Here is a 23,796-nt window from a genome sequence, read left to right as displayed (position 1 = left end):
TGATTGTCAATACATTTAAATATATTTATATAATATCCAGATTTAATAATTTATTTTCATGAAAACTTTATTAATTTTGAAAACTTAACAAAAACTTAAACATTATGAAACAAAACAACTTTTACCACAGGATACTCCTGTTTTTTCTCTTTGTTTTTCCATGTTTAGTGTTTGGGCAAAACACTATAACCGGTTCTGTAAACAGTGAGAGCGGAGATTCCTTACCCTTTGTTAATGTAATTGAGAAAGGGACTAGCAATGGAACTACCACCGATATAGATGGTAATTTCAGTATTGATGTTTCAAGCGTCCCGGTAACACTGGTGTTTTCTTCCCTGGGAATGGAAACTGTTGAACAAACTGTTAGCGGCTCACCTGTCAATGTAACTATGGCCGAATCTGCTCAGGCACTTTCGGAAGTGGTTGTGACCGGTCTGGCAACTTCCACGAAAAGGTCTAACGCTGCAAATGCAGTATCATCCATTAGCGCAGGTGAACTTACTGGTATAACCACTCAATCCGGTCTGGATGGAGCTTTATACGGGAAATTCAACGGTGCAGAGATTAGAGCCAACTCTGGTGCTCCAGGTGGTGGAATCTCTATGAGACTTCGTGGGGTAACTTCTATTTTTGGAGATCAGCAACCACTTTTTATCGTTGATGGTGTCTACGTTGATAACTCGTCTATTGGATTTGGTAATAATATTGTTAGTGAAGCCGCCGGTGGTGGAAACCCATCCACCAATCAGGATGATGCTTCAAACCGTATTGCCGATATAGATCCGGAGGATATTGAGAATGTAGAGATCCTAAAAGGAGCTTCTGCTGCAGCAATCTACGGATCGCGAGCAGCCGGTGGTGTTGTTATCATAACCACTAAACGAGGTAGAAAAGGCGATGCAAAAGTTTCATTTTCTCAAACCCTTGGTTTGCGAAGCCCAACCCAATTACTTGGTCTAAGAGACTGGGATCAAAGTGAAATAGAAGCTTTTGGAGGTCCTGCTAACTTTAACCTTAATAACTTAAGAGACTACGAAGCCGAGTTGTTCGATCATACACGTGTATCTTATACTACACGATTCACAACTTCAGGTGGTGCAAATAAAACCGATTATTTCTTTGGGGCAACTCACAAGAATGAACCAGGACTTGTTGATAATACAGGTTATGTGAAAAGCTCTATTCGATTGAATATCGGTCAGCGATTCAACGATTGGTTAGATCTTTACGTAACCTCAAACTATATAAACTCTAAAGCAGACAGAGGTTTCTTTAACAATGGTAACGCAAACCGTACCATTGGATATGCACTTGCATTTACTTACCCCTGGGAAAACTTATCACCAACAGATGGTGTATATCCACAGGGTGGAGCAGGTTCTAACGTTCTTGAGACCGTGGCTATCACTAAGAACCGTGAAGAGATCAACAGGTTTATTGGTAGTGCAACATCGAACCTTAAGATCATCGATGGTGCAGACAACCGATTGAAATTAGTACTTCAAGGTGGTTTCGACCAGTATACTTTGAGAACTACCAGTATATTCCCTAAGGAACTTTCTTATTTCAGGGATCCTACATCTCTAGGAGGTGTTGCGATTTCGGGAACTACTGTGAATACCAATTTCAACCTTTCTGCCTTCCTTGTTCATAACCTTGACCTGGATAACGGACTTAGTTTCACAACGCAGTTTGGTAACTTCCTTCAGAATTTCGACCGTAATACGGTGATCACTGTTGCAACCGGACTTAACGGTTCACAAACCAACCTGGGGCAATCCTCCAATGTTGGTACGCAGCAGATCATTGTCCCACAAAAGGATACCGGGTTCTTCGGTCAGACGGAGATCAACTGGGATGACAAGATCATCGCTACAGGAGGTGTTCGAGGAGATAAGTCGACCAATAACGGAGACTCAAGTAAGACCTATTATTATCCGAAAGGTAACCTTGCCATTAACATTCACAATTTCGATGTGTTTGGTGAGAGCAGTGTTATTTCTAGCTTAAAGCCTAGAGTTGCTTACGGGGAATCAGGAAGATTTTCTGTATTCAACGACCGTTTCACATTAATGAACGCACAATTCATTGATGGTACTTCGGGATTAAGTGTAGGAAACCTGAGAGGAAATGAAGATGTAGGTCCTGAGCGTCAAACCGAATTAGAGTATGGTCTTGATCTTGGATTGTTAGACGGAAGAATACTTCTTGAAGCCAGTGTTTATAATAAAACTGTTGATGATCTACTCTTGAGAGCAGACGTTCCTTCTTCTTCTGGATTTACCGAAGCAGTAAAGAACGCAGGTGAACTTGAGAACAGAGGTATAGAATTGAACTTAAATGCGGCCATAATAGATCGTGAAGATCTGCAATGGACAGCCAATTTGAAATGGTGGAAGAACGAGTCTGAAGTAACTCGACTAGACGTACCTTCATTTACCGAAGGTGGATTTGCCGCCTCTTTGGGTACTTTCTTAATTCAGGAAGGAATGAGTGCTACACAAATAGTAGGTACTTATAATCCAGCCGATTTTACTGCTGCCGAAATTGCAGAGAGAGATCCGGAAGGTGATGGTTTCTTCGTTTATGGAAACGCCGAACCAGATTTCCAAATGTCGTGGTTCAACCAGTTGAGCTATAAAGGATTTGATTTCACATTCCTATGGCACTGGAAAGAAGGTGGAGATGCAATTAACCTTACCACCTTACTATATGACCTTGCAGGTACTACCTGGGATTATGACGATTTCGGGATCGACCCATCCGGTCAGTTGGCGAATGGACCATATCGTGCAAGTCAGGCATTCGTAAATCCTGATCCTGTTATTGAGGACGCCGGATATATTCGATTACGAGAAGTAGGATTGTATTATACATTCCCTGATAAGTGGTTCGATTTTGTGGATAAGGTAAAATTTGGAGTATCCGGAAGAAACCTGATCAACATCTTTGACTATAACAGTTACGACCCTGAAAACTCGAACTTCGGGAACAACGTGCTGGCGAACAATGTTGAGGTAACTCCTTATCCTGCATCGAAGTTTGTAAACTTTCACCTGAATGTTAATTTCTAAAAAAAAGAGTATGAAAAATATATTTATAAAAGTCTTTTTCTTCACGATGATCATGGTTTTTTCTGGCTGTGAACTTGAAGAAATTACGAACCCAAATGCACCCAGTGTTGGAAGTTTTGCAGAGGGTGCATCACAGGCAGATATACAGTTGCTTGCAGCTGGTCTTGAAGCCGTCATGCGAAATGACCTTGAATTTCACTATGATACAATGAGTATCATGGCAAGAGAATATTACGACCTTTCTGGCGTCGATCCCAGGTTTACGGGAGAACTTCTTAAAGGCCCTCTTGACAATAACGGATTCCTCACAACCCGTGCATTTGCCGCATGGTATAAAGTTGTAAAAGGTGCCAATGTGTTACTGGAGGCCGTAGAAAATGCGCAGGCTGGTTTCTCGGAAGCAGATAATAACGGCTATTATGGTTATGCAAAAACCATGAAAGCGTATGCACTATTGATGGTGTTGAACAGACAATACGAAAATGGTATTCGTCTGGATGTTGCCGATCCTGATAACCTGGGCCCAATTGTAGGATACGATGAAGCCTTAAATGGGATAAGAGCCCTATTAGATGAGGCATTTGCAAACCTTAACAACGCCGGAGGCAGTTTCGATTATGATATGAGTAGTGGTTTCGACGGATTTGATACGCCAACTACATTTGCTCAGTTCAATAGAGCGATCGCTGCTCGAGTTGCCTTGTATCAAGGCAATATGGGCGAAGTACGTTCCTTGCTGAACGCTTCCTTCTTCGATATCAATGGTGATTTGAACTTAGGTGTAGCTCATGTATTTGGTGCGACAGGGAATGATATCCTTAACGCTCAGTTTCACGTGCCGGACCAATCTGGTCAGGAATTCATGATCCATGACTCATGGGTAGCCGATTCGGAAGCTGGAGACACCAGAGTTGCTGAGAAGTCGAATCTGTTCGCTTCCGGAACAGTATCTTTTGATGGCCTATCGGCCGATTATCAGATCGCGGTATACGACAGTAATGTGGATCCGGTTTACATGATTAGAAATGAAGAATTGATCCTTATGTATGCCGAAGCCCAGGTAAATAACAACACAGTTGAGGCTTTAGCAGCCATCAACCGTGTGCGTAATGAAGCTGGTTTAGCCGATTACGGAGGGCCAACCGATGCAACCTCTCTCGTTGAAGAGATCCTAAATCAAAGGAGATATTCTTTATTGGCTGAAGGACATCGCTTAGTTGATCTAAGACGCCTTGGAAGATTAAATGAGAATTATGTTCCACTAGATCGTCCTGGAGACAATATCCTGGACTCATTTCCAACTCCTTTCAACGAAGGACTATAATAAAGGGAATTAGAATTAGTTAAAAAACCCTCTCCGGCAGGAGAGGGTTTTTTTATTATGCAGCGCTTTCAATTTTAGACTGTAGTTCTACCTTCTTGTTCTTCGAACGGAAATTCCTCCACTTCAATTTTATTTTATGCACGATGTAGAAGAGCACCGGTACAATGATAAGGGTAAGGAAGGTCGCTATAATCAGGCCATAAATTACGGCCCATGCCAATGGCCCCCAGAAGATCACATTATCACCTCCCACGTAGATCTTCGGGTCTCCTTCAGCAAATAATGAGAAGAAATCCAGATTAAAACCAATGGCAAGCGGGATAAGACCTAAAACGGTGGTTATCGCTGTGAGAAGTACAGGTCTTAGACGTGCTCGCCCTCCTTTTATGATTATTCCTTTCACTTCATCCTTCGAAAGCAATTCATCATCTTCCATTTCCAACTCAACCATTCGTCTGTCTATAAGCAGTTGTGTATAATCTAATAATACCACCCCATTGTTTACCACTATACCCGCAAGAGAAATTATTCCCATCATGGTCATCATGATCACAAAGGAAGCTCCTGTTATTAAAATACCTCCAAATACGCCAATAAAACTTAGGAATATGGCGATCATGATGATGGTAGGTTTAGAGATGGAACTAAACTGGAAGATGAGAATTAGCATTATAAGACCTAGACCCGAAAAGAAGGCACCCATTAAGAACGCCATCTGTTTGTTCTGTTCCTCTATCTGTCCGGTATAATCAATTTTCACATTTTCGGGCAGATTTTTATAATTTGCCATTTCGGCCTGGATCTGAGATACTATGGCTCCAGCATCTGTGTATCCTGCTTGTAATGCCGAATAAACTGTTACAACACGTTTGGCGTCCCTATGCTTAATAGCGCTAAAGGATGAGGTGTTCTTTTCGCTGGTTACAGCAGAAACAGGAATTTCTTTGATCTGCCCTGTAGCCTGATCCCGGAAAATAATGTTCTGGTTGAACAACGCACTTTTGTTGTATTTGATATCTTCATTGAACCGAACATAGATGTCGTAGTCTTCTCCATCTTTCTTATAAACTCCTGCCTTTTCTCCAAACAGGGATCGTCTTAGCTGGGTAGCTACTTGTCCGGCTGCAACGCCCAATTCCCCGGCTTTTTCGCGGTCTACATATACCTGCATGGCAGGTTTACCCTTATTAACATCTATCTTTAATTCATCGATCCCGGCTATGTTCTTGGTATTGATGAAATTCCGCATTTCTTCGGCGGTTTGGATCAACTCGTCATAATCCTCACCTTCGATCTCAATATTAATGGGGTAACCTACTGGTGGCCCTACCATGTCCTTTTCAACAGAGATCGCAACTCCGGGATAAATACCCTTGAGAGATTCCTGTACTTTCTTCCGAAGCAATTCAGAATCTTCACCCCGCCTAAATTTATATTCACGTAAAGTAGCGGTTATCTTACCCCTATGAGGCATTTCGGCAGCAGATCCTCCATCTGTCTGTGGATTTCCTGCACCTTCACCAACCTGGGAAACAGCAGATTCAACCATATAATTGTAGCCCTCATCCATATACGTTCCTTCATTGAGGACGTCATACACGCGTTGTTCTATTTCCTTGGTGATAGCATTCGTTTTGTTGATATCGGTTCCCTGTGGATACTCAATATACACCACGATCTGGTTTGGCTTATTGTCTGGGAAGAACTCAACACTGGTTCGCTGACTTCCAATAGATGCACCAAACAATCCAAAAACAATAAACAACAGTAGAAATGTGCCCACCACAAAACCTACAGATCGCCACCCGGTTAACGCTCGCGAAAGAAAATTTGTGTATTTCCGTTCCATCCAGCTTAAAATATTTCGCTGGAAATACAAAGCTGCCCGTTTTAGAAAATAACGATATATCCAGAACATGATCGCCACAACGATCATGAGTGATCCTAAGCCACGCATTGGACCTCCAAATATTAGGATCAGGGTTCCAAAACCACCTAAAATAATAGAGATCCTAATAAGCTGCTTTCGGGTTAAATTCTTCTCATCGGTTTCCATAAATTGAGAAACAAGCATGGAATTAAAGAAAATAGCTACGAAAAGAGAGGATCCCAGAACAACCGATAAGGTGATCGGGAAATAGATCATAAACTCACCCATTACACCAGGCCAAAGCCCTAACGGAACAAAGGCAGCCACTGTAGTCGCTGTAGAAATAATTATTGGAAAGGCAATTTCTCCTATTCCTTTTTTTGCCGCCTGAATGCGGGACATGCCTTCCTCATCCATTAGCCTGTACACATTCTCCACAACCACAATCCCATTATCCACCAGCATTCCCAGCCCCATGATCAAGGCAAAAAGAATCATAGTGTTCATAGTATATCCCAGCCCGGACAATATCATGAACGACATGAACATCGACATAGGGATGGCAAATCCTACAAAGAGGGCATTCCGGAAACCGAGGAAGAACATCAGTACAGTTACCACCAGGATGATCCCAAAGATGATGTTGTTTACCAGATCATCTACCTGGTTAATGGTTTTTGCAGACTGATCGTTTGCGATTGTAACCTCGACATCCTGTGGAAATACATTTTCACGAGCCTCTTCTACAATAGTTTCAATCTTTCTTGCTGCCTCCACCATATTTTTACCCGCTCGTTTCTTCACATCTAGCATCACCACCCCGGTTCCAAATTCGCGAGCGTAGGTTGTTTTCTCTTCTTCTTTGAATCTAACCGTGGCTATATCCTTTAAATAGACAGCGCCGTTTTCAGATTTTACAACAAAATTATCAAGCTCGTTCGGGGTTTCTACTTCACCAAGTAAACGAATGGTACGTCTCTGCCCACTGGTTACAAGGTTCCCAGCAGACATGGTTACATTGCCGTTTCGAATGGCGTTGATAACATCGTCGAAACTTACCTTGGCCGCCATCATTTTATACACATCTACGGCTACTTCCACCTCCTTTTCCTGGGCTCCTCGAATATCTGCCTGTTTGATCTCAGGAAGATCTTCTATCTTATCTTCCAGGTATTCGGCATACTCCTTTAACTTGGTGGTTGGATAATTTCCTTTAATGTTAATATTACTAATGGGGGTTTCTTCCGAAAAATTGAGGTCGAACACGTTGGGTTCTACCTTGGCATTATTAAAAGTAGGCCAATCTTCTCCTGCCTTTTCACTATCTACTTCATCCTTAACCTTCAACTTGGCTTCTTCAACGGTAATATCTTCATCAAATTCAACCGTGATAATCCCATAATCCTCCTGTGAGGTTGATACGATCTCTACTACATTGCTAATATTTTTCAGACGGTCCTCCAGTGGATCGATGATAAGTCGTTCTATATCCTCGGCAGTATTACCGGGATAAGGAGTACTTATATAGATCTTGGTCTCCTTTATTTCCGGAAAGCTTTCCCGTGGCATATCGAAATAGGCAGACCCGCCAAGGAATAGTATAATCGCGATCATCACATAGATGGTCGTTTTATTCTCAATTGCCCAAGAAGAAAGACCAAATTCCTTGTTTACTTGTAATTTCTTCTTACTCATCGACTTCTACCTTTAAGATTTTTATGGATTGCCCGTCTTTTACGCTTCGTGCACCTTCACGTACTACCGTATCCCCATTGGAGATCCCATCAAGTATTTCAACATAATCTCCCTGAGTCTTTCCGGTATTTACAAAAGTTCGTTTTGCCACCGCTTCATTTTCTCCGTTCATATTACTCGCCACGTAGACGTATTGATCGCCATTTGCGTTTTCAGACAAAACACTTTGAGGAATTAGGATAGCCTCCGGATTGCTATAATCATTGATCTTTAATTTAGCCGTTAGATTTGGCTTTATTTTTTTGTTCTGGTTAGGAACATTTACTTCTATCTTAAAAGTTCGGTTAGTTGGGTTAATATAATTCCCTACCTGTCTTACCTTGGCGTTAACTGTATCACCAAGTACCGGGAAAAACACCTCAACATCCTTTCCTTCCGAAACACTGCCCAGATATACTTCCGGGATTTCTGCACTTATATACATGTCGTTTAGGTTTACCAAACGAATAACCGGAGTCTGGCCGGCGCTTACCACCGTTCCCTGTTCAGTGATGATATCATCCACTATACCTGAAAAAGGAGCTCTAATGGTAGTTTTTCCTAGCTGTGCCTTCATTTGGTTTACTGCATTTTGCTGTGCTTCGTAGTTGGTTTTAGCCTGTAAATACTGGATCTCACTACCTATCTTCTGGTTCCAAAGTCGCTCCTGGCGTTCGAAGGTGGTTTTTGCCAGATTGGCTTGTACTTCCATTTGTGCAAGTTGTTGAGACAACCCCCCGTCGTCTATCGACGCCAATAGTTGACCTTTCACTACTTTTTGTCCATCCTTCACATAAACCCTGGATAAAACCCCGTTGTATTCCGGGTAGAGAACTATGTTCAATTTGGTGTCTACGTCGCCCTGAATCTCCAGAAAATGATCGAAATCCCGGGCTAGCGCTTTAAAGGTGGTTACCAGGGGTAATTTTTTCACGGTATCCAGCTTTGCGATGGCCGCGTCGATCTGTTCCAGTTGAGAATTGATCTCCTGCTGTTGGGTAACAAATTCTGCACGTTTGGCCCTTATGTCTTCCAGCGAACCGGATTCGATGATAGCTTCCACAGATTTACCATCACCTCCGCAAGAGGTGATAACGATAAGAAGCAACAGAGAAATAGTTAGTTTTTTCATTTTAAATGTTGTGTGGTGTTATTAGTTTTTTAGTTGAGGTATGTTAAGAACGGTTTCCAATTCTGTCTTTGCATTAATGATGTCCAGCATCGATTGGATATATTGCTGCTGGGCAGTGTATAATTGTGTTTGTGCCTGCCGTAGTTCGAAACTCGAAGCAAGCCCTTCTGTGAATTTAATTTGGTTCTTCTGCTCAATGCGTTCGGCTAGTTGTAAGTTTTTCTTCGAATTCTGGTAATTCTCCAACTGAAATTGATAGGTATTTAAGGCAGAGGCGTACTCAAGCTGAATATTTTGTTTTGTCTCTTCCAGCTGAGATTCGGCCTGGTCCAGGGCGATACGAGCCTGCTGCGTTCTCGCACCGCGCATACCACTGCTAAGGATAGGAATATTCATCGACACTCCAAGTGTAGAAGACTGGAACCATTGCTGGTTGGTATCTAAGAAGCTGAATTCGTTGCTATAAGCCTGGGTGCCATAATTTACATAAGCATTCAGGCTGGGAAGAGCCCTGCTTTTTTCAAGTTTTAACTCCAGTGATCTTTGCTCTGTTAGGTTAAAGGCAATTTTATAGTCGATATTTTCCTCCACACTCAAATTCGAACTCATTATATCGAGACTTATATTCTGTTGGGTGAGTTGATTCAGATTTTCGGTAAGGACAACTTGTTCGTTTATATCGATTCCCAAAGCTACATTGAACATCTGCCTGGAAATGATATTGGTTCGGGTAGCATTACTTAATTGCGTTTGCACATCCAGTAAAGTGATCTCCAGTTGTTCTACATCCTCTTCTTCGGCCAAACCGTTTTCAAAGGTTTGCCGGATCTCGAACAGATTTTGTTCCAGGGTGTTTTTGTTCTTCTGAAAAATAGTTATGAGCTCTTCAGACAGTAGCACGCTGGCATAGGCGTTAATCACTCCCTTTCTTATCTCTAGCCTTATTTTTTCATCGGCATTTTCAGAATAATCAAGGAACGCCCTGGCCGCCTGAAGCCCTACCAGATAACTCCCATCGAAAATTAGTTGTTCGATCGTGGCCGTAGCAGAAGCAAGCTGTTTGGTCCCGAAGATCACAGGCACGAACGTACCTGGCTCTCCACCAACAAATTCAGAAGGAATTAAAGATACTGGCTGCTTGAGGTTGTTTTGATAATTTACTCCGGCACTAAGCTGTGGCAATCCGGTAGCTGTTGTTTCCCACTTTCGCTTGATGGCTTTGGCAATATCTCTCCTCGAATTGATCGCAGTATAGTTGCTGTCGAGTGCAAAAGAAATGGCTTCTTCGAGTGAAAATTTATAATCCCTGTTATCTTGTGCGTTGGATGTGATCACACCTGTACACAGAATTAGAAAAGCTAAAAAGTTACGCATTATGCACTGTTGAATTAATGAATTGGTTAAGAGTTTTTAATCCTTCTTTGGTTACGATCCCTCGTAAATGATACTCCAGATAATCGTCGAATATCTTGTCTTTTTGAAATTTGGATGGTGGGAATAATACTTCGTCTTTTATTCCATTTACTCCAATGAAGTAGATACGAGAGACAAAATCTATATCCAGGTTTTCACGATAAAGTCCCATTTCCACACCGCGTTTCAGATTTCGCAAAGTACATTCACTCATTTTCTGATAATGGTTTGCCTTTAATGCTTCGTGGATTTCGGGATAGTATTTCTGAAGTTGATATTGGGGTGAGGAACGCTCATTTTTAAGATGAACCATCACCAGACGTTTTATCTCGTACAATTCTTCGATAGGATTTTTACGAAGTTCACAAATACAATCGATTCCATAAGAAATCGTCTCGAATACACTCATGGTAACCTCGTGAACCAGTTGAGATTTATTTTTAAAATGAGTGTAGATCGTTTTTTTTGAAATCGCAAGTTCGTTTGCAATATCATCCATGGTCACACTTTTAAAGCCTAGTGTGATGAACATTTCTGCTGCCTTTTGTATAATCTTATCTTTCATAGGAGGGGCAAAACTACATCAAGGAAACTTAAAAAACAATAAAAGTTTCCTAAGTTTTAGATTTATTTAACATACCTGTTCAGGAAGACTTTTCCTTTTTATCGTCACATTCTTAACTAATATCCCAACAAGCCGTATTTTAGCAGGAAATTTTTCGTGAATGGATCTATTGAAGAAATACAGTAATTCTCTGGAAGAACATTTGGATAAGGCGGTTACTATTCAGGAACCAACTCAACTATATGAGCCAATAAAATATATCTTAGACCTTGGTGGGAAACGTTTACGGCCCATTCTCACTTTGATGTGTTGCGATTTTTTTGAAGTTGATTATCACAAGGCAATGAACGCTGCCCTGGCCGTTGAACTTTTCCATAATTTTTCGCTCATTCACGATGACATAATGGATAATGCTCCTTTAAGGCGAAAAAAGGAGACGGTTCATGAAAAATGGGATCTCAATACGGGAATTCTCTCGGGGGACGCAATGTTGATTCTGGCATATAGGCTGTTCGAGGATTACGAATCTGCTTTATTCCGGGAATTAGCACGTCTGTTTAGTAAAACCGCGATCCAGGTTTGTGAAGGACAGCAATACGACGTGGATTTTGAACGTCGCGACGATGTTCGACTGGATGAATATATAAAAATGATAGATTGCAAGACAGCTGTCCTTATTGGTGCAGCAATGAAGATGGGAGCCATCGTGGCAGGTGCATCTACAGCTTGTAAAACCAGCTTATTCGAATTTGGAAGGAATTTGGGAATTGCTTTTCAGTTACAGGATGATTACCTCGATGCCTTCGGAAATCCGGATACTTTCGGAAAACAGGTGGGCGGCGATATCATAGCCAACAAAAAAACGTTCTTATATCTCACTGCCCTGGAAAGATCATCACCTTCCGAAGCGGCCGAACTAAGGCATCTGTTCAGTATTAGTCCGAAGGATCCTTCAGATAAAGTGGCGATAGTAAAACGAATATTTGAGAATTCGGGTGCCGTTTCAGCAACAGAAAAAGAAATAGCACATTATACGCAAACGGCCAATGAGGTATTAAATACCATTAAGATCTCGGAAGAAAGAAAAGAAGAATTACGCAATTTCGGAGCCTGGCTCATGCGTAGAAAAGTTTAAAAATATACCCTGAAGAACGGCATCCACGCATTTGCGTAAATACTATCTGTTTCGTCGTAAAGTACATCGTATCGTATCCCAACAGTTATATTGTTGGTTCTAAACCCCGCTCCAAGAAATAAAGCCGGATACCAATAATTATCGTCTTCCAGGCCAAGGCGAGAATCGTAGGATCGATTCACATTCAATTCTTCAAATTCGGCAGATAACTGGATTTCGGGAATGACGTTATACAATGTAATTACATTTCCACCAAGAATAGTTGAGGAATATGTATCCTTCTGTTTGTTGTAAGTTCCGTTCAATCCCAGACCCATTGCCCAACGTTCATCGAACTGATAGATCGCACTGGGTGCAAGTGTCCCACTAAAGAAGCCATTACCAAAACTAAGTCCAATCCCACCTCCAAATCGAACATGCTGCCAAAACTGTGAGGGAGCTTTTTGTTCCTGGGCGACCGATTGGAAAGAACATCCTAAAAGTATGCTAAGGAGCAGATAAATAGATATGTTACGACAACATTTCATTGGGAAAACTTTAATGATTTATACCGATAAATATATAATATTAAAAGAGCAAGTTATTGGATTTGTTGTATTTTTGTATAGTTTATCAATATAATAGCCTCGATAATCTCTACAATGGATCGATATTCTTTTCTCAACGCGGTACATCCTGCTTATATCGCCGAACTATACGATAAATATTTACAATTCCCCGATACGGTTGAACCTAGTTGGAGAGCATTTTTTCAAGGCTTTGACTTCGGAATTGAAAATGGTTCTCTGGAAGCCCTTGGAATTGAAGGTGGCATGGCAGAGATTCCTGAAGCCGTACAAAAGGAATTTCAGGTAATACGCCTAATCGATGGTTACCGAAGCAGGGGACATTTGTTCACTAAAACCAACCCTGTAAGAGAAAGGCGGAAATATAGCCCAACTCTGGACATCGAAAACTTTGGATTGTCGCAGGATGATCTTCATACAAAATTTCAGGCTGGTGAGGTTATTGGAATTGGAGAAGCTACCCTGGAAGAGATCATTCGCCATCTTGAAAGTATTTATTGCAGCAGTATCGGTATCGAGTATATGTATATTCGAAAGCCGGAAGAGATCGAATGGATCCAGAAAAAGCTCAATGTAAATGACAATCAACCCAAATACAGCCCTGAGCAGAAGAAACATATCCTAAAAAAGTTAAATGAAGCCGTTGCCTTCGAGAACTTTCTTCATACAAAATATGTGGGTCAGAAGCGATTTTCCCTCGAAGGAGGAGAGAGCCTGATCCCTGCTTTAGATACCCTTATAGAAAATGCCGCCGAAAAGGGCGTGGAAGAATTTGTAATGGGAATGGCGCATCGTGGACGACTTAGTACCCTTACTAATATTTTTGGGAAGAGCGCGAAGGATATTTTCAGTGAGTTCGACGGGAAGGATTACGAGCAGGACATCTTCGATGGGGACGTAAAATATCATTTGGGTTGGACGTCCAACAGACAGACGGATAGCGGCAAAAAAATAAATTTAAATATCGCACCAAACCCTTCTCACCTTGAAACGGTGGGGGCTGTAGTACAGGGAATAGCCAGAGCCAAGCAAGACAGACGCTTTAAAGACAATATAAGTAAGGTACTGCCCATAGTGGTTCACGGCGATGCAGCCATTGCCGGCCAGGGACTGGTTTATGAGGTGGTTCAAATGGCCCAGCTAGATGCCTATAAAACCGGGGGAACTATACATATTGTGGTGAACAACCAGGTAGGATTTACCACAAATTATCTGGACGGTCGCTCCTCTACCTATTGTACAGATGTGGGAAAAGTTACACTGTCGCCAATTCTTCATGTGAATGCCGACGATGTTGAGGCTGTTGTTCATGCCATGTTATTTGCACTGGATTTCCGGATGGAATTTGGCCGGGATGTGTTTATAGACCTCTTAGGTTACAGGAAGTACGGACATAACGAAGGAGACGAACCACGTTTCACACAGCCAAAATTATATAAGGCCATTTCCAAACATAAGAACCCCAGAGACATCTATGCAGAGAAACTGATACAGGAAGGAGTGATCGATAAAGGATTTACTGCACAACTGGAACAGGAGTATAAGGATAAGCTGGAAGAGAAACTGGAGGATTCGCGTAAAGAGGAAAAAACAGAGATCACCGCCATTATGAAAGACGAATGGGATGGTTTCCACTATGCCGAAGGTGATAGTATGGTAAAAACATTCGATACCACTGTCGATATTAAAAAACTAAATGAGGTTGCTGAAGTGATCACCAGGTTACCGGAGGACAAAAAGTTTTTAAGGAAGATCTCCAGGCTGATCGAAGCTCGGCACAAAATGTACTTTGAAGATAATAAACTGGACTGGGCCATGGGCGAATTACTCGCTTATGGAACCCTCCTTTCACAGGGTTACGATGTTAGAATGTCCGGTCAAGATGTGGAGCGAGGTACCTTCTCACACAGACATGCAGTTGTTAAAGTGGAGGATAGCGAGGAAGAAATTGTATTGTTAAACGACTTAAAAGGAGAACAAGGCGATTTTTATATTTATAATTCTTTGTTATCCGAATATGGAGTGGTTGGTTTTGATTACGGTTATGCCATGGCGAGCCCGAAAACCCTTACTATCTGGGAAGCCCAGTTTGGGGATTTCAGTAATGGGGCACAGATCATGATAGACCAGTATATCTCGGCTTCCGAAGATAAATGGAAATTGCAAAACGGACTCGTGATGTTGCTGCCACACGGGTATGAAGGTCAGGGTGCCGAGCACTCTTCGGCTCGTATGGAACGATATTTACAATTATGTGCTGTGGATAACATGTTCGTAGCAGATTGTACCACGCCGGCAAACTTCTACCATCTGTTGCGAAGACAAATGATAGTGGATTTCAGAAAACCATTGATAGTTTTCACGCCTAAGAGTTTGCTTCGTCATCCGAAAGTAGTTTCTACCAGGGAAGAATTGGCGAATGGCAGTTTTAAAATGCTAATCGATGACCCGGATGCTAAGGTTTCTAAAATTAAAACCCTGGTATTCCTCACGGGAAAATTCTATTACGATCTGCTGGAAAAAAAGGAGGAACTGAAAAGAGACGATGTTGCCCTTGTAAGAATAGAGCAAATATTTCCGCTGCCTAAGGATGAAATAACTGCGACATTAAAGAAATATAAAAATGCGACCGACATTGTATGGGCGCAGGAAGAACCTAAGAATATGGGGGCTTATTCCCACATGTTGATGCACTACGAAGAATCCAGGAATTGGCGGGTTTGCAGTAGAAAAATGTATGCGGCGCCGGCTTCGGGAAGCTCGGTACGTAGTTTACAAAGACATCAGCGAGTGATAGAAAGCGTATTCAACCCAACTGAAAACAACTAATAATTCTGTAAAGGAAAATAATAATAGTATGCCATTAGAAATGAAAGTCCCCTCTCCGGGAGAGTCCATAACCGAAGTAGAAATAGCACAGTGGTTGGTAGAAGACGGAGACTACGTGGAAAAAGACCAGGCGATAGCCGAAGTGGATAGCGATAAAGCAACCTTAGAACTTCCTGCCGAAGCGAGTGGTATTATCACACTCAAGGCTGAAGAAGGTGATGCCGTAGCTGTTGGTGATGTTGTGTGTATAATAGACACCGATGCTCCAAGACCCGATGGTGAATCAAAACCTGAGACTTACGAAAATCCTGGCGATGAAAAAGGTGAAGGCAATGCCGGCCCCGATCTAGATAAAGAGCGGGCCACGAGCGAAAAAACAAACGAAAAGGCGGCGCCGGCCACAAAGAAAACCTATGCTTCGGGAACAGCTTCTCCCGCCGCGAAGAAGATCCTGGATGAGAAAGGAATCGATTCCGGGTCGGTGACGGGAAGTGGCCGCGATGGAAGGATCACCAAGGAAGATGCAATGAATGCCGTTCCATCTATGGGAACACCGGGGCACGGAAAACGTGGATCTGAACGAAAGAAATTATCGATGCTAAGGCGTAAAGTTGCCGAACGCCTCGTTGCTGCGAAAAATGAAACTGCTATGCTCACCACTTTCAACGAGGTGGATATGGGTCCTATTTTCGAATTGCGTAAAAAATACAAGGAAACATTTAAAGAAAAACATGGTGTAGGGCTCGGGTTTATGTCATTCTTCACCCTTGCTGTGGTAAGGGCGCTGGATCTGTATCCGGACGTGAATTCCATGATCGATGGCGATTATAAGATCACTTACGATTACAAGGATATTTCAATAGCTGTGTCTGGCCCTAAAGGTCTAATGGTGCCGGTTATTAGGAATGCAGAGAACCTCACCTTCCGAGGGGTGGAAGCCGAAGTGAAAAGGCTGGCTTTAAGAGCCAGAGATGGTGAAATTACTGTGGACGAGATGACAGGAGGCACCTTCACTATTTCAAATGGAGGGGTGTTTGGAAGTATGTTATCCACACCTATTATCAATCCGCCGCAATCCGGCATCCTTGGAATGCACAATATTGTAGAGCGGCCTGTAGTGAAAAACGGGGAGATCGTAATAGCACCTGTAATGTTTGTAGCGCTTAGCTACGACCACCGCATTATAGACGGGCGGGAATCTGTAGGATTTCTGGTAGCTGTAAAGGAAGCTTTGGAAAACCCCGAAGAATTGTTGATGAACAACGACGTGAAAAAGGCATTGGAACTTTAATAGATCATTGCCGTATAAAACCAACAAAGCCCGGAATTCCGGGCTTTATTGGTTAGTTAGTTAAATCTTAACGGACTTATTTATACGAAACAAAATAGTTCAATAAATTAAGCAAAACGATCGATATTATGAATATCGCTAATACGATGAACACTATTTTTCGAGTTCGTGTTTTACTCTGATTATTCTCTTTAGAAACCATAAGATCTTTCACACTGTAAATGTGAGAAAGTTTTGCTGAAACTGAAATACGTGTTAACACGTAATTAATTAGACATCACCTGTTTATTGAAGTTTATTGTGATGTTCTTTAGCCCAGCTAAGCAGGCTGTTAGTCTTTGGTTCCAGCTTTAATTTGTTGATAATATTGGACCGATGTTTCTCTACAGTTCGGTATGAGATAAAGAGTAAGGAAGCGATCTCTTTATTGGTCTTATCTCGGGCGATCAATTTCAGGATCTTCTTTTCGGAAGGGGTTAAAACATTCAAAGCCTCATCTTCTGCGCTATTCGAATTGAGCATGTCTTTGATCTTCTGACTGAAGTACGGCTCGCCTTCAGAAACCATCCCGATACAATTCTCTATTTCCTCTATGGCGAATTCCTTCAGAATATATCCGAAGATATTCAATTCCTGGGCCTTGTTGTAAAGCTCCTTTTCTTTGTGAATGGTAATAAGTACTATTTTGGTATCAATGCCATTGGTTTTACACTTCTTGGCAATCTCCAGCCCGGACATAAAAGGCATCTGAATATCCAGAATAGCAATATCCGGTTTCAATTTGGTAATGAGATTATAGGCCTCTCTGCCGTTTTCGCCACAACCCACGATATTATAGCCTTTCTCCAAAAGAAAATCGTTAAGTCCTTTTAGAAGCAGCGGATGGTCGTCTGCTGTTATGATGGATTTGTTTTTGTTCACGCGATCGGGAATTGAAATTGAAGGGTGGTACCATTATTGGCTTTAGACTCTACCTTCATCTGTCCATTTAAGAAACGGGTGCGTTCCATGAGTGTTTTCAGTCCTAAAGACTTTACGTTCTGAAGCTTTTCAGAGAAATCAAAACCCACTCCATTGTCCTTAATTGATATTACAACAAAGTTAGCCATTTTTTTAACCGAAATCTTACTAGCTTCCGCTTTTGCATGTTTTAATACATTGCTAAGACTTTCCTGAACTATTCTGTAAATATTTACCTCTCCCTCCTGATTGAAGATATTATCGATATTATCGATCTCGGACGAAATGAAAAGAGTAGTATTTTCATCGATCTGGGTTACCGTATGTTCCAGTGCTTTGGTTATTCCCATTTCCTGCAACTGGAAAGGGTGAAGGTCCCGGGAAATGGATCTAACCTCTTCGATAGTTTCGTCTATCATATTTTTGGTTTCGGCATCTCCGGTAGCGATCATCTTATTTTTTATTACCAGTAATCGCTGCCCCAGGCCGTCATGAAGGTCTTTAGAAATACGCATACGTTCTTCCTCCTGAGAAACGATCAATTCCTGGCTAAACTTCTCCTGTAATATTTTCTTATTCTTGAAATAAAGCTGATTCCTGTACAATAGAATAACACCAAAGAGTAACAACAAAGCTACCCCACCAAAGATCATCAGCTTCTTGAATGTCTGGTTGTCCTTCTCCAATAACTGTATATTCGAACTCTTTTCTACCAGTTCCTTTTCGTTCTTCTCGGTTTCGTATAAGGTCTGGTAATACGCGAGCGAATTTGCAACTCCTTTATTGTATATATAATCTTTCAATTCTGAATATGCCTTTTCATGTTCCAGAGCGCTTTTAAATGCTCCCTTGGCATAGTAGATATCTGAAAGTAACTTATGTGAAGACAATATGTTTTCCTCGTATTTGAGTGTTTCGGCCTTTACTAATTTCTGTTGGGCGTAATCGAGGGCTATATCGTATTCACCACGTGTAAAGTGATACTTTGCATTTGCACCCAGATATTGGGAGGAGGTGATAAGGTCGTCCTGCGAATTTTCGTGAAACTGATTGATAAGAGCAAGATATTCTTCGGCTGCCGAGAGCTGACCGCTTTCACAGTAGTAATCTACCAGTTCGGCATAGACATACATTTCGTTCGAGATCTCCATATTGTTCTCGCGGGAATTATCTATGGCGTCCTTTGCCTTAAACAGGTATTCCAGATATTTTATCGTATTCCCTATCTTTTCGTAATCCAGGGCCTGGTTATAATACTCGGTGGGGAGATGATGAGTGAGTTCCAGAGATTCGATCTTTTTAATGTTCTTCTCCCGCTCCTTCATCGCCTTTTCATGAAATCCGTTCATGCTAAACATGGTAGTGATCCCTTGTTGTGCATAGAACATATATTCATAATCCTTCAAGGCCTCGAAATAGTTATAGGCTTTCCGATAACTTTCTCCTGCCGGAACAAATTTACCCATATTGGAATACGCTTGTCCGCTGAACAAATAGGCATCGGCGATAAAAACGGAGTCTTTTTCAGAAAAACTGGCGATAGCCATTTTGTAATCCTCAACCGCGTCGTTGAGATTGAGCTTGTAGTTAGAACCACCGCGTTTCAGATATAAACCACCCAGCAGATAACTGTCTGTTATCTTATATTTCCGGGCCAGAATCCCGTCTATAATGGTAAGAGCTTGTCTAGGTTCATTTTTAACCGAAGAAAGACTGTAATGTACATTGATCATTTTTCGGGCTGCAGCCTCAACACTGTCCATTTCCTTGGCGAGTTCGATGTACTTTAGGCTGTATTCGATAAAGTCGTCCAGATTGGTGACCTTTGCCCTGCTAATTACCGAATCGAGAGCTGTAAGTTTTTCATGTCGGTCGGTGGTAGTTTCAGAAAGATTTATATAATACTCCATATCCTGCGACCACGAATTAGTGGTGAGCAGTATAAAAAGTATGAATAAGAATTTCGGCACCGCCTTCATATATAAGTATATTGGGGGACTTCTATATCAACAAATATAGAGTATTATATTCTATTTCAGGTAAAGAACATTCCTACCATAATCAATAACCGCGGCGTTCGCCTTAAGGTAATCGGCGCCCAGAATTCCGTGTACGGCCTCTTCTTCCACTTGTAAAAGCGCTTCATTTACATGACTCAGGTCGAAAATAACGAAAGACATCCTATTAGAAGTCTTATTCCCTATTGTAAAACTATTGTCATTCGCTATCTGGGTTTGCATATTGATCGCGCCAGCCCCCGCGGCTTTTACCTTACTCTCTTCTGTAAGCATGATAAAGCGGTCCACGCTGGAAAATCCTATACAGCTATTAGAAGCACCAGTATCCAGAATAAATTCACCCATCACACCATTTACCCTGGCCTTTAATTTATAATGTCCGGTTTTAAGTTTCTTTAATGGGATTCGGTAAAACCCTTTTGTCTCCAGGAGCTGTCTTAATGTCGTCACTTTTTTTTTGATAAAGATAGGCAACAATTTAGTTAGCTTTGTAGCTATGTTAACCGATACTCATACTCATCTTTACAGTGAAGCATTTGAAGAGGACAGGGATGCCGTGATGTTAAGAGCGGCCAAAGCAGGGATAGATCGATTCTTTATCCCGGCCATAGATTCCGGTTATGCGGAAGCGATGTTTGATCTTGAGAGAAATTATCCCAATAAAGTGTTCCTGATGATGGGCCTGCACCCAACCTCTGTGAAAGAAGTGTCTTATAAACAGGAATTAGAATTTGTAACAAAAGCATTTGAGCAACGAAAATTTATTGCTGTAGGAGAGATTGGTATTGATCTGTACTGGGATACTTCCACTTTGGAAATTCAGAAAAAAGCCTTTCGGGAACAAATTCAACTAGCAAAAAAACACAAATTACCCATAGTAATTCATTGCAGAGATGCCTTCGATGAGATCTTCGAGGTTTTGGAAACCGAGCGGGACGATGATCTCTACGGAATTTTCCATTGTTTTACGGGTTCGAAAGAACAGGCGGAGCGAGCTATTGGGTTTAATATGAAATTAGGCATTGGCGGGGTGGTAACTTTTAAAAATGGGAAGATCGACACCTTTCTCCATGAGATCGATATCAAGCATATTGTTTTGGAAACAGATTCCCCTTACCTTGCACCGGTACCTTTTCGAGGTAAACGAAACGAGAGTTCTTATCTAAAATTAGTCTGTGAAAAAGTAGCAGATATCTATGGAATTTCAGAAGCGAAAGTCGCACAAATAACAACCGAAAACTCCAGGCATATATTTGGCGTATAATATGAAGACAAAACCTCACATTTTACTGATTTATACAGGTGGTACCATTGGGATGATCATGGATTTTGAAACAGCCGCACTTCGAAATTTTAATTTCAATGAATTGCTCACCTATATCCCCGAACTAAAACTGCTAGATTGTTCGATCTCCACTAAAAGTTTCAGGAAGCCTATTGATAGCTCGAATATGAATCCCGGGTACTGGGTAAAGTTGGCCACTATTATCGAGGATAATTACGAAAAATATGATGGATTTGTAGTGTTACATGGAAGTGATACTATGTCTTACACAGCTTCGGCTATTAGTTTTATGACGGAGAACCTTGCCAAACCGATCATCTTTACCGGCTCTCAATTACCGATAGGAGACCTTAGAACAGACGCCAAGGAGAACCTTATCACTTCAATTCAATTGGCAGCTTTACAGGAAAAAGGAAATCCGAAGATCGCCGAAGTATGTCTTTATTTCGAATATAAATTATACCGGGCTAACCGGACCACCAAGATAAACGCACAGCATTTTCAGGCGTTTGCATCATTAAACTATCCGGCCATTGCCGAAAGTGGAGTGGATCTATCCATCAATTATAAGGCGCTGCTGGTTCCTAACAGACGAAAGAAATTTAGAGTTTTCAAAGATCTGGCAAAAGGGATAGTACTAATTAAGATGTTTCCCGGAATGGACAAGGAAACGTTTAGGCATATGATCTCATTTCCAGAAATGCAGGGACTAATCCTCGAAACCTATGGAAGCGGAAATGTAACTACGCAAACATGGTTTATCTCAGGCCTGAAAAAAGTGATTGCCAGGGGAGTCCCGGTTATTAATGTTACCCAATGTTCTGGTGGTAGCGTTAGTATGGGCTTGTATGAAACTAGTGTGGAACTTAAGAAACTAGGTGTAATTTCCGGCAAGGATATTACAACTGAAGCCGCCCTGGCGAAGTTGATGTATCTATTGGGCCAGGGTATTTCCGCCAATAGCTTCCGAACCATTTTCGAGACTTCGCTTCGCGGGGAATTGAGCTGAAATTTCCTCCCGAAATATTTTAATAGCAGCTATTTTTTTTGTTATTTGGCAGCCCTTTAAAGCCCTAATAAGGCGAAAGGAAAAAGAGAGGTGGCCGAGTGGTCGAAGGCGCACGCCTGGAAAGTGTGTATACGCCAAAAGCGTATCGAGGGTTCGAATCCCTTCCTCTCTGCGAATGGAAGTTACGAGCGAAAGAATTTGTCCAAGCTTGCTTGAGCAAATTTTGAGCGAGTAACTTGGAGATGCGCAGCATCTATGTTCATTGCCAGCATTGTCTATTGGGATCAAGGAGCGAAGCGAGTTTATCCCGAGGATTGAGCGAGTAACTTGAAGATGCGCAGCATCTATGTTCATTGCCAGCATTGTCTTTTGGGATCAAGGAGCGAAGCGAGTTAATCCTGAGATTGAGCGAGTAACTTGAAGATGCGCAGCATCTATGTTCATTGCCAGCATTGTCTATTGGGATCAAGGAGCGCTAAAAATTGAAGGTGCTGTAGGCTTGATCTCTACGAACTCAAAATTGATGCTAATACGGGATTTAACCTGCTGAATTTTAGGACATTTTTGTTCGATAAGCGGTCATTTTAGAGGTAAATTAAAATGACGAAATCTTATGAAATACACCGATTTCAGGGATTTCAACTGTATTTTATCCGAAGAAATTGTTATTTCAACAAAGAATTGGGATAATGCCCGGCACATTCACAGAATTATTGCACATTAACTAATTATTTTTATATCTTTAACCTTTAACTAAAAACAAACTTTAAGTCGATAGCAATGAAAAAATTATTTTCTATTATGGCGATTGCCGCGTTATTTTTCGCGGGTACATTCAACGCAAACGCAACAGCTGTTCAAACAATGCCAACGAACGTTCAGACATTGGTGACTTCAGCTACAGTAACATTCATACAAGATGATGAGGCAGCCAGTACTGAGGAGCCTCAGGGATGGCATCAAGCTTTAAAACAACGTTTTATTGAAGGAGGCCCCGGATTCATGGGAATTGTATTGTTGTGTTTAATTCTTGGTCTAGCAATTGCTATCGAGAGAATTATATTCTTAAATCTTTCTACTACCAACACCAATAAATTGGCACAAAGTGTTGAGGACGCCCTCAATAGTGGTGGAGTAGAAGCTGCAAAGGAAGTTTGTAGAAATACAAAAGGTCCAGTTGCATCTATCTATTATCAAGGACTGGATAGAGCCGATGAAAGTATCGAGGCAGCAGAAAAAGCTGTTATCGGTTATGGTGGAGTTCAGATGGGGCAGCTGGAAAAGAATGTTTCCTGGATATCATTGTTTATCGCACTTGCACCAATGCTTGGTTTCATGGGAACAGTAATTGGTATGATCCTGGCATTCGACAAAATTGAAGCTGCCGGGGATATGAACCCTTCTCTTGTTGCCGGGGGTATTAAAGTAGCCCTTCTTACAACTGTATTTGGTTTGATCGTTGCGATCATCCTTCAGATTTTCTACAATTATATTATCGCGAAAATCGATAGTATCGTTAACAGCATGGAAGACGCATCAATTACTTTGATCGACATGTTGGTAGACTACAAAAACAAGAAGTAATTAATCC

The 23,796-nt window shown here is 41.6% G+C and carries 16 protein-coding genes and 1 tRNA gene; 9 read left to right on the top strand and 8 right to left on the bottom strand.

Features of this window, described 5'->3' with window-relative positions:
* The first annotated feature begins 104 nt into the window (after window positions 1–104).
* Both C5O00_RS03940 and C5O00_RS03935 read left to right on the top strand, forming a co-directional pair.
* Entirely contained in the window at window positions 105–3,074 is a 2,970-nt protein-coding gene (locus C5O00_RS03940; RefSeq protein WP_105215136.1) for a SusC/RagA family TonB-linked outer membrane protein, read from the top strand.
* A 10-nt stretch (window positions 3,075–3,084) separates the two neighbouring features.
* On the top strand, window positions 3,085–4,398 hold the full coding sequence (locus C5O00_RS03935) for a RagB/SusD family nutrient uptake outer membrane protein (protein WP_244593025.1): 1,314 nt from the start codon (window positions 3,085–3,087) through the stop codon (window positions 4,396–4,398).
* A 55-nt stretch (window positions 4,399–4,453) separates the two neighbouring features.
* Here the strand turns inward: C5O00_RS03935 and C5O00_RS03930 are convergent, their stop codons facing one another.
* The 4 genes from C5O00_RS03930 to C5O00_RS03915 are packed head-to-tail and all read right to left on the bottom strand — an operon-like array spanning window position 4,454 to window position 11,112.
* Entirely contained in the window at window positions 4,454–7,963 is a 3,510-nt protein-coding gene (locus tag C5O00_RS03930) for an efflux RND transporter permease subunit (RefSeq protein WP_105215134.1), read from the bottom strand.
* Window positions 7,956–9,134: an efflux RND transporter periplasmic adaptor subunit gene (locus C5O00_RS03925; RefSeq protein ID WP_105215132.1), complete on the bottom strand. Its 1,179-nt coding sequence runs from the start codon at window positions 9,132–9,134 to the stop codon at window positions 7,956–7,958. Before C5O00_RS03925 ends, C5O00_RS03930 begins: the two co-directional genes overlap by 8 nt.
* Window positions 9,135–9,155: 21 nt before the next feature.
* Window positions 9,156–10,508, bottom strand: coding sequence for a TolC family protein (locus C5O00_RS03920; RefSeq protein ID WP_105215130.1), 1,353 nt, complete (start codon window positions 10,506–10,508; stop codon window positions 9,156–9,158).
* Window positions 10,501–11,112 carry a TetR/AcrR family transcriptional regulator gene (locus C5O00_RS03915; protein ID WP_105215128.1) on the bottom strand — a complete coding sequence of 204 codons (612 nt, stop codon included), beginning with the start codon at window positions 11,110–11,112 and terminating at the stop codon, window positions 10,501–10,503. Before C5O00_RS03915 ends, C5O00_RS03920 begins: the two co-directional genes overlap by 8 nt.
* Before the next feature lie 160 nt (window positions 11,113–11,272).
* On the opposite strand from C5O00_RS03915, the gene C5O00_RS03910 reads away from it, so the two are divergent.
* Window positions 11,273–12,247 (top strand): polyprenyl synthetase family protein, encoded by a 975-nt coding sequence (locus C5O00_RS03910; protein ID WP_105215126.1) that lies wholly within the window; start codon window positions 11,273–11,275, stop codon window positions 12,245–12,247.
* Here the strand turns inward: C5O00_RS03910 and C5O00_RS03905 are convergent.
* A complete protein-coding gene (locus C5O00_RS03905) occupies window positions 12,244–12,774 on the bottom strand; it encodes an alpha-ketoglutarate decarboxylase (protein ID WP_105215124.1) in 531 nt (176 codons plus the stop codon). The two genes, C5O00_RS03910 and C5O00_RS03905, sit on opposite strands and share 4 nt — an antisense overlap.
* A gap of 114 nt (window positions 12,775–12,888) precedes the next feature.
* Between C5O00_RS03905 and C5O00_RS03900 the strand changes: the two genes are divergently transcribed.
* Both C5O00_RS03900 and odhB read left to right on the top strand, forming a co-directional pair.
* Window positions 12,889–15,642 (top strand): 2-oxoglutarate dehydrogenase E1 component, encoded by a 2,754-nt coding sequence (locus C5O00_RS03900; RefSeq protein ID WP_105215122.1) that lies wholly within the window; start codon window positions 12,889–12,891, stop codon window positions 15,640–15,642.
* Window positions 15,643–15,670: 28 nt separating this feature from the next.
* Entirely contained in the window at window positions 15,671–16,933 is a 1,263-nt protein-coding gene (odhB, locus tag C5O00_RS03895; protein WP_105215120.1) for a 2-oxoglutarate dehydrogenase complex dihydrolipoyllysine-residue succinyltransferase, read from the top strand.
* A 285-nt stretch (window positions 16,934–17,218) separates the two neighbouring features.
* On the opposite strand, the gene C5O00_RS03890 is transcribed toward odhB, so the two are convergent.
* From C5O00_RS03890 to C5O00_RS03880, 3 genes are read right to left on the bottom strand one after another with little or no spacing between them, the layout of a single operon-like run.
* A complete protein-coding gene (locus C5O00_RS03890; protein WP_105215118.1) occupies window positions 17,219–17,854 on the bottom strand; it encodes a response regulator in 636 nt (211 codons plus the stop codon).
* Window positions 17,851–19,872, bottom strand: coding sequence for a tetratricopeptide repeat-containing sensor histidine kinase (locus tag C5O00_RS03885; RefSeq protein WP_105215116.1), 2,022 nt, complete (start codon window positions 19,870–19,872; stop codon window positions 17,851–17,853). Before C5O00_RS03885 ends, C5O00_RS03890 begins: the two co-directional genes overlap by 4 nt.
* Before the next feature lie 51 nt (window positions 19,873–19,923).
* Window positions 19,924–20,361: a retropepsin-like aspartic protease gene (locus C5O00_RS03880; protein WP_105217566.1), complete on the bottom strand. Its 438-nt coding sequence runs from the start codon at window positions 20,359–20,361 to the stop codon at window positions 19,924–19,926.
* 46 nt (window positions 20,362–20,407) lie between these two features.
* Between C5O00_RS03880 and C5O00_RS03875 the strand changes: the two genes are divergently transcribed.
* The 4 genes from C5O00_RS03875 to C5O00_RS03860 all read left to right on the top strand — a co-directional run bounded on the left by C5O00_RS03875 (window position 20,408) and on the right by C5O00_RS03860 (window position 23,789).
* Window positions 20,408–21,175 (top strand): TatD family hydrolase, encoded by a 768-nt coding sequence (locus C5O00_RS03875; RefSeq protein WP_105215114.1) that lies wholly within the window; start codon window positions 20,408–20,410, stop codon window positions 21,173–21,175.
* A 1-nt stretch (window position 21,176) separates the two neighbouring features.
* Window positions 21,177–22,205 carry an asparaginase gene (locus tag C5O00_RS03870; RefSeq protein ID WP_105215112.1) on the top strand — a complete coding sequence of 343 codons (1,029 nt, stop codon included), beginning with the start codon at window positions 21,177–21,179 and terminating at the stop codon, window positions 22,203–22,205.
* An 84-nt stretch (window positions 22,206–22,289) separates the two neighbouring features.
* Window positions 22,290–22,377: transfer RNA gene (locus C5O00_RS03865), tRNA-Ser, on the top strand.
* 608 nt (window positions 22,378–22,985) lie between these two features.
* Window positions 22,986–23,789: a MotA/TolQ/ExbB proton channel family protein gene (locus tag C5O00_RS03860; protein WP_105215110.1), complete on the top strand. Its 804-nt coding sequence runs from the start codon at window positions 22,986–22,988 to the stop codon at window positions 23,787–23,789.
* Window positions 23,790–23,796 lie beyond the last annotated feature (7 nt).

It is taken from the genome of Pukyongia salina, from assembly GCF_002966125.1.
In the GTDB taxonomy this organism is placed as follows: Bacteria; Bacteroidota; Bacteroidia; order Flavobacteriales; family Flavobacteriaceae; genus Pukyongia; species Pukyongia salina.
Note: the sequence above shows the minus strand (reverse complement) of the source record. Positions and strands in the feature narration are given on the sequence as shown.

Coding starts and splice junctions, on each gene's coding strand:
- C5O00_RS03940 (WP_105215136.1), top strand. CDS start 105: ATGAAACAAAACAACTTTTACCACAGGATACTCCTGTTTTTTCTCTTT.
- C5O00_RS03935 (WP_244593025.1), top strand. CDS start 3,085: ATGAAAAATATATTTATAAAAGTCTTTTTCTTCACGATGATCATGGTT.
- C5O00_RS03930 (WP_105215134.1), bottom strand. CDS start 7,963: ATGAGTAAGAAGAAATTACAAGTAAACAAGGAATTTGGTCTTTCTTCT.
- C5O00_RS03925 (WP_105215132.1), bottom strand. CDS start 9,134: ATGAAAAAACTAACTATTTCTCTGTTGCTTCTTATCGTTATCACCTCT.
- C5O00_RS03920 (WP_105215130.1), bottom strand. CDS start 10,508: ATGCGTAACTTTTTAGCTTTTCTAATTCTGTGTACAGGTGTGATCACA.
- C5O00_RS03915 (WP_105215128.1), bottom strand. CDS start 11,112: ATGAAAGATAAGATTATACAAAAGGCAGCAGAAATGTTCATCACACTA.
- C5O00_RS03910 (WP_105215126.1), top strand. CDS start 11,273: ATGGATCTATTGAAGAAATACAGTAATTCTCTGGAAGAACATTTGGAT.
- C5O00_RS03905 (WP_105215124.1), bottom strand. CDS start 12,774: ATGAAATGTTGTCGTAACATATCTATTTATCTGCTCCTTAGCATACTT.
- C5O00_RS03900 (WP_105215122.1), top strand. CDS start 12,889: ATGGATCGATATTCTTTTCTCAACGCGGTACATCCTGCTTATATCGCC.
- odhB (WP_105215120.1), top strand. CDS start 15,671: ATGCCATTAGAAATGAAAGTCCCCTCTCCGGGAGAGTCCATAACCGAA.
- C5O00_RS03885 (WP_105215116.1), bottom strand. CDS start 19,872: ATGAAGGCGGTGCCGAAATTCTTATTCATACTTTTTATACTGCTCACC.
- C5O00_RS03875 (WP_105215114.1), top strand. CDS start 20,408: ATGTTAACCGATACTCATACTCATCTTTACAGTGAAGCATTTGAAGAG.
- C5O00_RS03870 (WP_105215112.1), top strand. CDS start 21,177: ATGAAGACAAAACCTCACATTTTACTGATTTATACAGGTGGTACCATT.
- C5O00_RS03860 (WP_105215110.1), top strand. CDS start 22,986: ATGAAAAAATTATTTTCTATTATGGCGATTGCCGCGTTATTTTTCGCG.